At 45.3% G+C, this 14,296-nt stretch carries 12 protein-coding genes; 6 read left to right on the plus strand and 6 right to left on the minus strand.

Going from position 1 to position 14,296, the window contains the following annotated elements; translation table 11 throughout:
- Window positions 1–97 precede the first annotated feature (97 nt).
- The 3 genes from DLE54_RS08970 to ndk form a co-directional block, all read right to left on the minus strand.
- Window positions 98–916, minus strand: coding sequence for a tetratricopeptide repeat protein (locus tag DLE54_RS08970; protein WP_110816921.1), 819 nt, complete (start codon window positions 914–916; stop codon window positions 98–100).
- A gap of 200 nt (window positions 917–1,116) precedes the next feature.
- Window positions 1,117–2,328 carry a 23S rRNA (adenine(2503)-C(2))-methyltransferase RlmN gene (gene rlmN, locus DLE54_RS08975; protein WP_413775360.1) on the minus strand — a complete coding sequence of 404 codons (1,212 nt, stop codon included), beginning with the start codon at window positions 2,326–2,328 and terminating at the stop codon, window positions 1,117–1,119.
- 298 nt (window positions 2,329–2,626) lie between these two features.
- Window positions 2,627–3,058, minus strand: coding sequence for a nucleoside-diphosphate kinase (ndk, locus tag DLE54_RS08980; RefSeq protein ID WP_110816922.1), 432 nt, complete (start codon window positions 3,056–3,058; stop codon window positions 2,627–2,629).
- A gap of 811 nt (window positions 3,059–3,869) precedes the next feature.
- Between ndk and DLE54_RS08985 the strand changes: the two genes are divergently transcribed.
- The 6 genes from DLE54_RS08985 to DLE54_RS09010 all read left to right on the plus strand — a co-directional run bounded on the left by DLE54_RS08985 (window position 3,870) and on the right by DLE54_RS09010 (window position 11,216).
- On the plus strand, window positions 3,870–5,615 hold the full coding sequence (locus DLE54_RS08985) for an FMN-binding glutamate synthase family protein (protein WP_155587519.1): 1,746 nt from the start codon (window positions 3,870–3,872) through the stop codon (window positions 5,613–5,615).
- A gap of 20 nt (window positions 5,616–5,635) precedes the next feature.
- Complete coding sequence (locus DLE54_RS08990; protein WP_110816923.1) at window positions 5,636–6,565, plus strand: phosphodiester glycosidase family protein; 930 nt, start codon at window positions 5,636–5,638, stop codon at window positions 6,563–6,565.
- Between the two features lie 197 nt (window positions 6,566–6,762).
- Window positions 6,763–7,854 (plus strand): redox-regulated ATPase YchF, encoded by a 1,092-nt coding sequence (ychF, locus tag DLE54_RS08995; protein WP_011961126.1) that lies wholly within the window; start codon window positions 6,763–6,765, stop codon window positions 7,852–7,854.
- Window positions 7,855–8,091: 237 nt separating this feature from the next.
- Entirely contained in the window at window positions 8,092–8,727 is a 636-nt protein-coding gene (locus DLE54_RS09000; protein ID WP_110816924.1) for a hypothetical protein, read from the plus strand.
- A 151-nt stretch (window positions 8,728–8,878) separates the two neighbouring features.
- Window positions 8,879–10,384, plus strand: coding sequence for a deoxyguanosinetriphosphate triphosphohydrolase (locus DLE54_RS09005; RefSeq protein WP_110816925.1), 1,506 nt, complete (start codon window positions 8,879–8,881; stop codon window positions 10,382–10,384).
- A gap of 124 nt (window positions 10,385–10,508) precedes the next feature.
- Entirely contained in the window at window positions 10,509–11,216 is a 708-nt protein-coding gene (locus DLE54_RS09010; protein WP_110816926.1) for a TetR family transcriptional regulator, read from the plus strand.
- A gap of 113 nt (window positions 11,217–11,329) precedes the next feature.
- Here DLE54_RS09010 and DLE54_RS09015 read toward each other — a convergent pair whose 3' ends face one another.
- The 3 genes from DLE54_RS09015 to tsaA form a co-directional block, all read right to left on the minus strand.
- Complete coding sequence (locus tag DLE54_RS09015; protein ID WP_011961130.1) at window positions 11,330–12,010, minus strand: TetR/AcrR family transcriptional regulator; 681 nt, start codon at window positions 12,008–12,010, stop codon at window positions 11,330–11,332.
- Window positions 12,011–12,132: 122 nt separating this feature from the next.
- A complete protein-coding gene (locus tag DLE54_RS09020; RefSeq protein ID WP_110816927.1) occupies window positions 12,133–12,921 on the minus strand; it encodes a TatD family hydrolase in 789 nt (262 codons plus the stop codon).
- Between the two features lie 152 nt (window positions 12,922–13,073).
- Window positions 13,074–13,865: a tRNA (N6-threonylcarbamoyladenosine(37)-N6)-methyltransferase TrmO gene (gene tsaA / locus DLE54_RS09025; protein WP_110816928.1), complete on the minus strand. Its 792-nt coding sequence runs from the start codon at window positions 13,863–13,865 to the stop codon at window positions 13,074–13,076.
- Between the last annotated feature and the right edge of the window lie 431 nt (window positions 13,866–14,296).

Below are 14,296 nucleotides of genomic sequence, written 5' to 3' on the forward strand. Positions count from 1 at the left end.
CTGGGTTACGAATCCAAACTTTTAGCTTTTTGGCTTCTTTACTATGCGAAAAGTCAGCTCAAAGCTGTCGCGAATGTTGTCTTTATAAGGATAATTTTTATCTTACTGCCGGTTTTATAGGTATTCCGATTGTATCTTGTAGCGCTTTAAGCCTAACCCCTTGTCTTATCATACGAGGGGTTTGGGCGTCGTCACCTAGCTGCAGATGCATCTCATTATACAAATTTTGGGCATAAGCCACCTCACCACTGTCTAATAAGAGATCAACCAACTCTAAATGTGCGCTAACATTGCCACGATCAAGCTCAAGTACTTGCACCCAAGCTTGGCTGGCCAATTGGGTGTCGCCAAGCTGCCGTGCAGTAAGGCCTAGGTTTTGTAACGCCTTTATACGTCCCTCATACCCTAAGGCTAAGCCAGCTATTTTAAATTGCGCCAGCGCCGCTTGATACTGGCCACTTTGGGACAAATACACCCCATAGTTATTATGCGCCGGCATAAAGCTTGGGTCATGCTTGATCGCTTGACGAAAAAAGCTGTCTGCCTGAGCCCAATTGTGCGCACTGCCCTCACGCTGTAGTAGCAGTGCCTGCATATCATAAGCGGGCGCATACGCCTTATCCGCCTCAAGCGCTCTATTAATCTGGCGCTGTGCGGCATCTAACTGGCCTGTATTTAAATACTGCGCCGCCATCTGTGTTCTTATGTCGGCCACTTGCCTACTCGCAGTTGGCGCACTATGAGCAGGCCCATTTACGCCTGTCACTGAGCCGATAGACTGGCAGCCTATCATTAAAAGCGGTACGCTAAGCAGCAAGCTTGCATAACACAAACGGGTCAATCTAAAGTGCGTCAGGCGCAACCTACTATGGGCACTCGATGAATTAAAGCCATACTGCTGCCTGCTGGTTGTCATCGATATCCTTATAAAGGGCTTGCGCCAATTGCACCTTAATGGCTAAGCGTTAATATACCATCCTGTAAACAGTATTGTAACGACCTAGCCTAGATTGTGCACCTAAAACATATAAACTTTTTATCATAATGCAAGCAGGCTTAAGGTTTCAAGTGCTTAAAGACTAATAAATACTCATGACAGTTAATCTATTGCCGCTACTAACCCTCGCTTTGCTGCTCATTGGCTGCACGCTGTTTAATACTTTGCTGCCATTTTGCCGAGCGGCGGGTTCTGTCTGCCACCTGCCCGACGAGCTGACCACAAGCTGCATCAATGTCATCGCCACGAGTTTGACGAATAGTACACACAAACCCTGCATTATTTAAGATGTTGCTAAAGGCATGGATGCGATTGTTACTTGAGCGGTCATAAGGCGCATGCGGGAACGGATTAAATGGAATTAAGTTAATCTTACTGGGTAGGCCGTCTAATAAGGCCACCAACTGCTGTGCATGCTCATCGCTATCATTGACGCCTGCTAGCATCACATACTCAATGGTCACATGTTTTTTGTGGCGCGGATTGTTGTCATGGACATACGCCTTGGCCGCAGCGATAAGCTCACTTAGTGGATATTTTTTATTAATGGGCACCAGCTCATTGCGCAGCTCATCATTGGGCGCATGCAACGAGATGGCTAACGCCACATCAATATCCTTGTAAAGCTCATACATCTTGGGCACAACCCCTGAGGTCGATAAAGTCACACGGCGCTTTGATAACCCATAAGCATGATCTGAGAGCATCAGACCCATAGAGGACACCACAGGCGTATAGTTCAACAGCGGCTCGCCCATGCCCATCATCACCACGTTGGTCACATTGTTTTGCCACTCGGTGCTATCAACCCCTTCCATATACGACGCATTGGCCACCCAAAGCTGACCGATGATTTCGGCAGCGGTCAAATCCCGCTCAAAGCCTTGTTTGCCAGTACTACAAAAGCTGCAATCGAGCGCACAACCCACTTGCGATGAGATACACAGGGTTTTTCGCCCATTGACCTTGCTGTCATCAGCAGGAATCAATACGGTCTCAACCAATGAGCCGCCAGCCACTTTAAACACCCATTTACGCGTACCATCTTCGCTAAACTCTTTGTGCACCACTTCAGGCAGCTCAATACACGCCTGCTCGCTTAACTTCTCACGCAGACCCTTGGATAAGTTGGTCATTTGTGCAAAGTCAGTGACCCCGTGCTGATAAATCCATTTCATAACCTGAGTGGCACGAAATGGCTTTTCACCAATGTGTTTAAAATACGCACCCAATTGCTCTTGGTTCATACCCAAGATATTGGTTTTGGTCGGGGCATTAGGATGGAATGTAGCGGGCGTGCTATCTGCAGGCTGCATGGGGATTTTGGTCATGATGACTTATCTAACCTAAGTTGGATGTGTGGATGGGTATACAGATGATCAATCAAGGCTGATTGATAAGAGGTTGTCACTCTATTTGACGTATTATAACTTAATTTGATGACTTATATTGATACAAGCCTCTACGTTATCAACATGTTATCAAGCCCGACATACACTGGCTGTGAATTAACAATGAAAAAACGGCTAAGCACTCAGCTCAGCCGTCTTTTTGTTAGGCCAATGCCCAACGGGTGTGATAAATACGGTGTTATACATGCATTGTCTAACACTTACAACATAAGTCAAATTAACGAGTACGGTCTAGCACTTCGTTGTCGCTGAAGAAATAAGCGATTTCACGTTTTGCTGATTCAGCAGAGTCTGAACCATGTACGGCGTTTTCATCAATGCTTGAAGCGAAATCTTTACGGATTGTGCCTTCAGCAGCTTCCGCTGGGTTAGTGGCACCCATGATTTCACGGTGCTTAGCGATGGCGTTTTCGCCCTCTAATACAGACACAACCACAGGACCTGACGTCATGAAAGATACTAGGTCATTGTAGAATGGACGTTCTTTGTGCTCAGCATAAAAACCGCCAGCTTTTTCGTCGTCAAGATGTAGCATTTTTGCGCCAATAATCTTAAGACCCGCTTCTTCAAAACGGCTGTAAATAGCGCCGATGTGGTTGCCGCCTACAGCATCAGGTTTGATGATAGATAAAGTGCGTTCGATAGCCATGATTAAGCTCCTTAAATTAAGTGAAGGGATTGTAAATAAAACAGGGTATAAAAGACACAGCCACTTTAGTAGCACTTATGCCTTTAAACTGCGCTTATTATAACGGCTCAGCTTCTAAATGATAGGAAAAAATAAATCTCGTTCGCAAAATAGAAACAATTAGACACCAAGACTTAACTTTTATGTCTTATTTTTTAGCCGATTTTAGGGGTTGGCTGCAGTCTTGCTGTGTTTAAATCACCTCACTATTTTGACCCAACTATCACATAACCTTGTGCTAATCTTGCGCTAACCTTGCTGTTATTTTATAGCCTCTAAATTTTAACCAAAATAGGGGACGAAAGTGCGCCTAAAATTAGGTTTCAGAGCAAATATTAGCTATAATTGGCGCCGTATAATTAAGGCCCAGAGAAAGCTGACTGATGACGCATCACTGCCCTAATGATTTAGTGGATTTGGTTGAGAGAGAACAACCGCATATCCGCCCCAATTTCACCCACTGAGTTAATAGCAAAACCTGTAACAGCACTAGCCATATCATTTAATCCGTCCCATTCTATCCCGTCTCCTATTTATATGTATGCACAGAGCTTTTGGTTCTTGGCAGGGAGGACTATTTATATGATTTTTGGCGCAATAAATAAAGGTGAAAGGCCGGTATTCATAATGAACAAGTCAGTACTAAAAGCTCATATGCAAACCTAACTATTAAAAAACGTATTACAAACCTTGATAATAACGCTTAAATACTAACCGCTTAAATACTAACCCCTTAAACTAACATATCAATAAAAGTGACAAAGGATATTTCATGCCACAATCTCAAACTGCCCCACGTACTAAAGCACAAAGCATTGAACGTAATGAGCGCCAATACCAAGTGGGCGTACTAAAAAGATATGGCCTATTAATAGGTGTCTCATTGATTACTGTTATTGCCGTGTTATTGTCGATTTGGTGGTTGGCCCTTTTGGCTGGTGTGCTGGTCATGGTCGGTATCTATGACTTATTACAATCCAAACATGCCGTGCTATACAACTACCCTATTGCCGGTCATATCCGCTACTTTTTGGAAAGCTATCGCCCTGAGATTCGCCAGTACTTTATTGAAAATGATAAAGAAGAAGTGCCTTTTTCACGCCAGCAGCGCGCCTTGGTCTATCAGCGTGCTAAGAATGTCAGTGATACCAATGCATTTGGTACGCTAGATGACTTATATACTCAAGGCAAAGAGTGGTTTTTACAATCTCAAACCAGCCACCCTCTAGATGTAGAGGATTTTCGCATTATCGTGGGGAATGAGCACTGTAAACAGCCTTATTCTATGTCGGTATTTAACATCTCAGCGATGAGCTTTGGTAGTCTATCAGGCAATGCGATTATGGCATTGAACCAAGGCGCTAAAATGGGCGGCTTCGCTCATGATACCGGAGAGGGCGCCATCAGTCCTTATCACCGCAAGTTTGGTGGCGATCTAATTTGGGAGCTGGGCACGGGCTACTTTGGCTGCCGTGATGATCACGGTAACTTTAATCCAGAGCTGTTTGAGATGCATGCCAAAGAAGATCAGGTAAAAATGATTGAGGTTAAATTATCTCAAGGCGCCAAACCAGGCAAAGGCGGTGTCTTACCGGCCGAAAAGATTACAGAAGAGATTGCCCAAACTCGCCGCATCCCAATGGGAGAAGACTGTGTATCGCCCTCTACCCACTCAGCCTTTAGTACCCCGCGCGAGCTGGTTCATTTTTTACAGCAGCTGCGTGAGTTATCTGGTGGTAAGCCTGTGGGCTTTAAGCTATGTATTGGTCAGCCTTGGCAGTTTATGGCAATAGTCAAGGCCATGATTGAAGAGGACAACTATCCTGACTTTATCGTGGTAGATGGCGCAGAAGGTGGTACGGGCGCTGCTCCTGTAGAGTTTATGGACAGTGTGGGTATGCCATTAATTGACGGCTTTTTATTTGTACACAACACCCTAGTGGGCGCAGGTATTCGTGATAAAATAAAAATCGGTGTCAGTGGTAAGATTGTCTCAGCCTTTGATATTGCCAAAATGTTGGCACTGGGGGCAGACTGGTGTAACTCGGCGCGCGGCTTTATGTTCGCAGTCGGCTGTATCCAATCTCGCTCTTGTCATACCAACACCTGTCCGACCGGTGTGGCAACCCAAGATCCGTATCGCGAAAAAGCACTGGACGTGCCCAGCAAGTCTGAACGTGTGGCAAGCTTCCATAAAAACACGCTAAAATCACTGGCCAACTTCGTCGGCGCTGTGGGTCTATCGCATCCTTACGACTTACACCCTTATCATGTGGCACGTCGTATGGATGATGGCTCCATCAAGCTATTGTCTAGATGCTTTTACTTTATAGATGAAGGGGCATTATTGACCATGAATGCCCGTTCAGAGATTTATAATCAGATGTGGGTAATGGCAGATCCCGATAGCTTCAAAGCCGATAACGAAGCCTATATTGCTTATAATGAAGACTCACGTCACACCCATAAAAATGCGGCGGTGGACACTGAGCACTTAGTATTCCCAACCGATATGTAATCTTGTTTAAAGGCCCCTTTATGACCCTAACCCAGATCACACTCAACTTGCGTAAACCTTCCTTGATGATGAGCCTGGCGTTAGGGACATTATTGGCCTTAACCGGCTGCAAACACGAAGAGCTTGATGATTTCATTCAAAGCGTCAAGGGCGCCGCTGACTCTGACGAGCAGTTTTGTCACTCAAGCTCACAGCCTTTTAATCATGCTTTATGCAGTATTTCACAAAGCCAGCTATCGCAAGCACAAGCGCCTTTATCGCTGCGCTTATTTTGGAAATCTGGCCAGTGGCAAGCGGGTGAAAATCAGCCACAAGCCGCCATTGTCGATCAAGATAAATCTCATGAGCCGCTTTATAAGTTTGATACCCTGATTAAAGATTTGCCCAAAGACAGCGAGCTGAAGTTTGCTGCCAATGCAGGTATGTATGATGGCAACTTTGCTCCTATTGGCTATACGGTCATCCAAGGCCGACAGATATTATCGCTCAATTTAAAGCAAGGAGGTGGTAATTTTCATTTACTACCCAATGGCGTATTGTGGTGGGATAAGGCCAATCACGTGCATATCACAGAAAGCACACAGCTTGATGCGATGCTAAAAAGTGGCGAAGCCAAACCTTGGTATGCTACCCAATCTGGCCCTATGCTGGTAATTGATGGTCATATCCATCCCAAGTTTAATAGTGATAGCACCTCCAAAAAAATCCGTAATGGTGTGGGGGTCTGTGACGGCAGTCAAATCCATTTTGTGACCAGTCGTGAGCCGGTCAACTTTTATCAGTTTGCCCGTTTTTTTAAAGAGGATCTGCACTGCGATAATGCTCTGTTTTTAGATGGTGGGGTGGCTTCCGCTTTGTACGCGCCGGATGTTGCTGCTCAAGAAGAAAAAAACATGGGGGTCATGGTGGGACTTATTGAGACCCATCCTGACTCACAACATGATCAGTAACCCTCACGGGCCAACTAAGCGCAATAGCCCACCCCTTCTTCATGGATTTTTGCTACAATGTGCGCTAAATTTTACCCTCTATTTAATAGTCGTACTTAACCTCATATCCAAGGGTCGTTTTTATTGATTGTTATTGATGAGCGATCTTCCACTTTATTTTATTACCTTAAATCACATCAAATTAAGAGAGAAAAATCATGGGCTTTAATTGTGGCATCGTGGGCTTACCAAACGTTGGAAAATCAACTTTATTTAATGCGTTAACCAAAGCGGGTATTGCCGCAGAAAACTTTCCATTTTGTACCAAAGATCCTAACGTCGGTATCGTCCCTGTACCTGATCCACGTCTAAACAAACTGGCCGAAATTGTAAAGCCTGAGCGTGTATTGCCGACCACTATGGAATTTGTGGATATTGCTGGTCTGGTAGCTGGCGCATCACAAGGTGAAGGGATGGGTAACCAGTTCTTAGCCAATATCCGTGAGACCGATGCTATCGCTCACGTGGTACGCTGCTTCGATGATGACAACGTCATCCACGTAGATGGCCGTGTCAGCCCTATTGATGATATCGAAACCATCAATACTGAGCTGGCTTTGGCTGACTTAGAAGCCGTTGAGCGTGCTATTGTGAACTTGACTAAAAAGGCTAAGGGCAATGACAAAGATGCTCAAGCCACCCTTGATGTGTTCAAAAAAATCGAACCTTTATTGGCCGAAGGCAAAGCTGCGCGCGGTGCCAACTTAGATCAAGATGAGAAAAAGCTGATTAAAAGCTATGGCCTAATTACTTTAAAGCCCACCATGTATATTGCCAACGTCAGTGAAGATGGATTTGAGAACAATCCTTATCTTGACGCTGTTCGTGACTATGCTGCCAAAGAAGAGGCAATCGTATTGCCTTTATGCAACCAAATTGAAGCAGAAATCTCTCAATTAGATGAGGCAGATAAAGCCGACTTCTTAGAGGGCATGGGCATGGAAGAGGCAGGTCTTGACCAAGTCATTCGCTTGGGCTACAAACTGCTCGATATGCAAACCTACTTCACCGCTGGTGTTAAAGAAGTACGTGCTTGGACTGTCAAAGTGGGCGCCACGGCACCTGAAGCGGCTGGGGTTATCCACACTGACTTTGAGCGCGGCTTCATTCGTGCCGAAGTGATTGCTTATGAAGACTTCATTGAGCATGGCGGCGAAAAAGGCGCAGCTGCTGCCGGTAAATCTCGCTTAGAGGGCAAGACCTATATCGTCCAAGATGGCGATGTGATGCACTTTAGATTTAACGTGTAGCTTTAGCTTTACGCTGATAAAAAATAAATAGCAGCTCACGTTACTTAGGGTAAAAGACTCTTTATTTTGCCCTAATACTGAGACCTAAAAAAAGCCGACCTTGTAAATAACTCAACGGTCGGCTTTATTTTCAGATATCATTGTTATAATATAACATACTATTGTGGCTGTATTTTCGGCTGGATCTAACCCAGCCTGTTATCGCTAACTTGCGTTTGCTATTTTATAGGATTTTTTATGTCACCTTTGTCTTTTTACCATCGATTGACTTTAGCCTCTGCTACTCAAATGACAGGTGGTCGTTTGAGCGGTTTATTACTACTTAGCGCCTGTCTAGGCTTGACGGCTTGCCAGCCTAATGAGCCCTCGAATGCCCCCAACACCGATACCCAAGAGCAGCATGAACATTCTGAACATTCTGAACATGACGATCATCAGACTGATCACGCAGAGCATGGCCATGACGAACATGACGAACATGACGAACAGGCTCATGACGAACACGATGAGCATGACCATGAGGCAGCCGCTCATCATCACGACCATGCCGACCAGCCACGTATCACCTTTAAGTGTCAGCCTGAAGGCGACATTAGCGTCTACTATCATAACGATGATGAGCCAAAGACCGCCCACCTACTGTTAGATGGCCTAGAGTATGACTTAGTTGAAGACAGCAACCTGCCCGCACAGACTTATATCAGCAGCCTTGGTCTAGATGACAGCCACGGCTTAGTGTGGCAAGTACAAGATAAGCAGGCGAGCTTATTTTCAGTGCCTACCGCACTTGCTAAAGCCAAATCAATTACCGACCAGACTCATCTTGAACAGCAAAATAAACTATACGACTGTCAGCAAACCGGCCAAATGTAGCCGCTCCCTGATAAACAATTACAGATAAGCGGGCTATAAAATGAGCGGTGGGTGGTTTTGGTGCCCGGTGATAAAAAATAGCACATAAGACGGGGCATGGGTTTTTCTGGTATGCTAATTAACACTGTTTTTTTTGTTGATTTGGTGACTTATGACCCAGCCTGTTGATTTTACTGCCCACCCTCACTTAGTAGATACCCCGAAGCCTGAGCGAGTCTCTGCCAATAAGCGCTGGTCGTACCTATTTACCGACCGCCGCTTGGGCAGTATTCAAAAACGCCCCTCCCAAGAAAAATCACGCACGCCGTTTCATAAAGACTATGACCGCTTAATCTTTTCGCACTCATTTCGGCAACTCAACCAAAAGACTCAAGTACACCCACTGACCAATCAGATGGGCATTCATACTCGGCTTACCCATTCACTTGAGGTGTCGAGTATCGGCCGCTCCTTAGGCATGATGGCTGCCGAAAAGCTGCAAGACAAGCTACCGGAAGGCTTGCCGCGTGGGGTTAGCGTCGCTGATGTTGGGGTAATTGTACAGGCAGCCTGCTTAGCGCATGATATCGGCAATCCACCCTTCGGCCATGCCGGCGAGTATGCCATCCGTGACTGGTTTAATCAGCCCAGTCAGCAACAATTCTTAAGTCATTTAACACCGGCTGAGCGCTTAGATTTGCAAGGCTATGAAGGCAATGCTCAAGGTTTTAGGCTCCTAACTTGTAATGAGCATCACCCTGATCGTGGTGGCATGCGCTTGACTTGCGCGACCTTAGGCGCCTTTATGAAATACCCGTGGCTGGCCAAACACAGCAATCCGCTACAACATAACCAGAGCGCTGCTTTATCTGCTCAAAGTGCAGAGCCTTTTACGCCGCCGGCCCCTTTTATCAGTGCCCTAAATATCAAAAAATATGGCTGCTTTAATAGTGAAGCCCCTTTACTCGATAAGTTGGCCGGACAACTTAGGCTGCCCTATTCCCAAGAACACGATGGCTACGCCCGCCATCCCCTAGCCTACTTGCTAGAAGCTGCTGATGATATCTGCTATGCGCTGATTGATTTAGAAGATGGCATTCATCTTAATATGGTGGATTATCAGCAAGTTGAGCCGCTGATGCTGGGTTTGATTGGGTCACGTGGGGCACCGCCTGAAGTACTAAACAATGCGCCTGTAGGCCAAAAACTGGCAGCCTTGCGGGGCCGGGCCATGATGCGCCTAGTAGATAAGGTCACCCAAGCCTTTGTTACCCATGCCGATGCCATGTTGGCCGGCGATATGCGCGGCAGTTTATTTGATCACTGTGAGCCCAGTGTCAGTGAAGGCATTGCTCAGGCCAAAGCATTGGCCTCTACCCAAATATTCGCCCATCCCAGCAAGATTCGGATGGAGCTTATGGCCAATCGCTGCCTACAAACCCTACTGGATGCCTTTATGCCATTGGCATTACTGCCCCTAACCCAGCAGCCACCACACTTTGAGCAAAAGCATTTATTACATCTACTCAACCAACATTTACATACCCTAAATCGACAGCTTAGTGAAAATGTATATGATAATTCATTAAACATTTTAGACTTTATTACCGGAATGAATGACCATGAAGCCTACCGTTTGGCGCAAGATTTAAATGGTATTGGTGATAAGGTATGGTAGTCTAAGCACACAACCTGCCCGCTTGCATGATTTTGTTGTTGGCTTTAAGGCGTACCTATTCGTTCAACTAGAAGCAGCTTGCCTCGCCTAACCTTTTGTTTATTAGCCACGAGAGTGTTTTATCATGACCACCCCTAACACCCTTAATTTAAATACCCGCGAACAAAAAAAGATGCAGACCCGACAAGCATTTTTTAACGCGGTGCTTGATTTGTGTATGATGGGTCAATCCTTTGCCTCCATTAGTTTGCGCCAAGTGACTCGTGAGGTGGGGGTTGTGCCTACTGCCTTTTATCGTCATTTTGATGATATGGAAAGTTTGGGCAGAAGCTTAGTAGAAGAAGAGCTTGGTGAAGCCTTATCTACCTTACGTAATGGCTTGCAAATGGGGCGCACGCGCAGCTTTGATCGTCAAATTGCCCATAGCATTCAACTATTTTTTGCCTCGATTGATGAGCACCCTCGCTATTGGCAGTTTTTAGTCAGTGAGCGCTTTGGTGGCTCAGAGTCAGTGCGCAACGCCATTGCTGCCCAAATTAAGCTATTTGCTAAAATTATGGGCGAAGATTTAGGCATACAGCCGGCGTTTAGTCATATCAACTCCGAAGACAGACGCTTGTTGGCTGAGGCTGGGCTCAATTTATTTTTGACGTGGATTATTGATTGGCTGGATCTGACCTATTCACAAGCACACGATGAAGAAAGCGACTTAATAGGCGTCAGTGCTAAAAAAGATTTGATGCTTAGACAATGCACACGCCAAGCACAAATGCTGTTCTATGGTGCAGAGAATTGGCGCTCTAATGAGGCCACCTTGTTGCCTAATGATTAGTGCCTAATCGGTAAGCAATAATATCTGATAGGTTAGGACATCTGCGATCATCTACCCTGCAAGAAAAAGCCCTTTAATCGTTAAAGGGCTTTTTTACCGCATACTTTATAACACTAAGAGGCCTGCGACTGCATATGAGCTTCACTTTCTGAATCAATCTGATTGACCAGATCGACCATGTCATCGTCCTCTTCATCCAAGCTTGGATACTGTTTGGGTAAATCCAGCATTTGCTGTATTAATGCCACTCGAAGCGTATCACGACGGCCTAAATAACGTTGATAAAAGCTTGAATTAAGCAAGCTTGCCCCGCCTTGCCCTATCGCCCAAATGGTCGATAAGTAATCACGGGTACTTAGACCACTGTTTTGGGTTTGTAGATATTGACTGCTAATATCAATAAGGCGTTTCATACGCGCCCGTCTAATCTCATACAACTCACCAAACATACGGTTTAGGCCTTGTGCAGAGGCGGCCAGACGCTCTTCTATCTGATTAAAAAGCAGGGCTTTTTGCGGATTCATAAGCTGCTGCAAAATCATACGTGACACACCCGCTGAGGCACTGTCGTCAATCTTGTTAATGTCAAACAGCTGCTCTTCATAACGAATAATTATGCGCAGATACAGCTCATCTTTACTAGAAAAATGCTTATACAGCGTACCCTTTGCTAAATCTAGCTGATCGGCCAGACTGTCTAAAGTAATGTCACCACTTCCTGCTTCAAGTAAGAGCTGCTCAGCGGTAGCCAAGATCTTCTCTTCACGGTTCTTGAATTGCTGCTGCCTACTCATGCAAACTCCTAACCTTGTATAAACTTTGATGAATAATATCTACTCGAACCGGCCTGTAATCACATAGGCCAAAACACAAGATGATTATGACTGAGTGGTCATAAGCTCATAGGATACCCATTTTATGAGCATTGTGCCAGTAAATCCTCGAAATTTTTTGTGGTTAATGCGCCAACCTCTTCTGCACTTATCCCAAACAAATCACCCAAACAAGTTGCGACATAAGGCACATAAGCCGGCTCATTAGACTTACCACGCTTTGGCACTGGCGCCAAATAAGGGCTGTCAGTCTCAATAAGCAGTCGATCTTTTGGCACTTTTAACGCCGCATCACGCAAGCTTTGCGCATTTTTAAAGCTCACGATTCCTGAAAATGAGATATAAAAACCCAAGTCTAAGGCTTTTTTTGCAGTCTCCCAGTCCTCTGTAAAGCAGTGGATAATACCATGCTCAGCTTTTTCTGCTTTTAAGATATCTAAGGTGTCATGCTTAGCTTCACGAGTATGTACCACAAGCGGTTTTTTTAACTGCTGACTGGCCGCAATGTGACGCGCAAGGCTTGCTTGCTGCTCTTTTTTATTCTCATCACTCCAGTAATAATCCAGACCCGTCTCGCCGATGGCCCACACATGATCAGGTGCTGCCATCTGAACCAAACGCTCAACGGTAGCAGCCTGTAGCACCTCCAAGTCCTCACAAGGATGGATGCCCACACTCATGCCCAGATTAAGCTGCTCATCGCCGAACTGGGTAATAATGTCATAAATCTCATCATATTCTGCAAAATCGCACATGATGGCCATAGCTCGGCTCACATTGGCCTGCTTCATGGCCGTAATAACACCCTCTAATTTGCCATCGTGCGGTGTCAAATCCAAACGGTTTAAATGACAGTGACTATCGGTAAACATATACACTCTTTTTTTAGTAAAATGGGATGGCTTCTAGCAGCCAATAGTGTCTATTATCGTTATTAACAGGTCAAATTCAAGGCAGCCTCAGTAACTAATGTTTAAATTCAACCTCATTCATCCTGAAGTTGGTTTTAACTACGGTGTGATACTTAAGCTGGCGTGATAGACACAATACACAGCGTTGAGTCAGAGCAGTTGTGTGTCGATGACTGCATTTGAAAACCAATGTCATAGTGCTTATAGCGCATAAAATAAATGCGCTTTGTATCTTGTTGACGATAAGCTGGACGAGGGTCTTGGGCAATTAAACCGGTAATAATCAGTTTGTCTTCTGAGTCAATCCCACTACCTGCTTGCTGACATAAGTCGTCAAGCTGTGACTCAGCCTGAGGGCTTAAAACGACAGGTTTTAGCTTGGGTTTATCAGGCGCAAACCCACTGACCGCATCTGTCAGCGCGTCACTATAAGCAATATAGGGCTTAATATCGATAATTGGTGTGCCGTCGACCATATCAGCGCCCGTTATATGCAGCCGCACTGCCCCTGACACTACCTCAACCTTCACCAACTTTACTACCGATAACCCCAATTGCGACGGGCGGTACGTGCTGCGTGTGGCAAACACCCCAAGCTTAGTATTGCCGCCCAATCTTGGCGGACGAACTTTGGGTTTAAACCTATGGCCTGACTCAGCGTTGTCTTGAGGGCTATTTAAATGATTGTGGTGGGTATGCCAGCTGATCCACAGATGACTAAAGTCTTCAATGCCAAGAAAGGCCTCAGGCATATCATACGGCGTCACCATCTCAATGACACTGGGCAACGCCACAAGATTGGGCTGACGGGGAATACCAAACTTCTGAGACAACGCAGAGCGGTGATAGCCGATAATCGGCAAGGTTATCTGCGGCGTATCTGGGTGAAAATCATCTTGTGACATACTGTCTTTAACACCTTGTGGTTGATTTCGATGGCTAATGGCTGACTCATGTTAGGCTTAATCACGCTAACGCCTCGCCTTGACTCTATTTTAATACATTATTTAAATATGAACGCACATCAAACCGCACAGTAATCGTTGAGGCATACCCTCGCAAGGCAGAATATCCTTAACTCATTGACCAAAAATACTGGCTTATAATTTTTTTAACATCCGTTATTCCATTTTATTATGATGCTTTAATGCATTTTTACACTTATTGCCGTTATGATAAGCAATAATTTGTTATGATGTGCAGCTTAAAAATTATGCCTGAACTCGCCGCGATGTGAACCGCTGTTGGCGAACTGTCATCAGGCATCTATTTATCTCAGCGGCCACATGGCTCTGAGGCGTCATAAATTATTATGACCAGTTGTTAAACCTTATCT

The organism is Psychrobacter sp. YP14 (genome assembly GCF_003209315.1).
Classification (GTDB): Bacteria; Pseudomonadota; Gammaproteobacteria; order Pseudomonadales; family Moraxellaceae; genus Psychrobacter; species Psychrobacter raelei.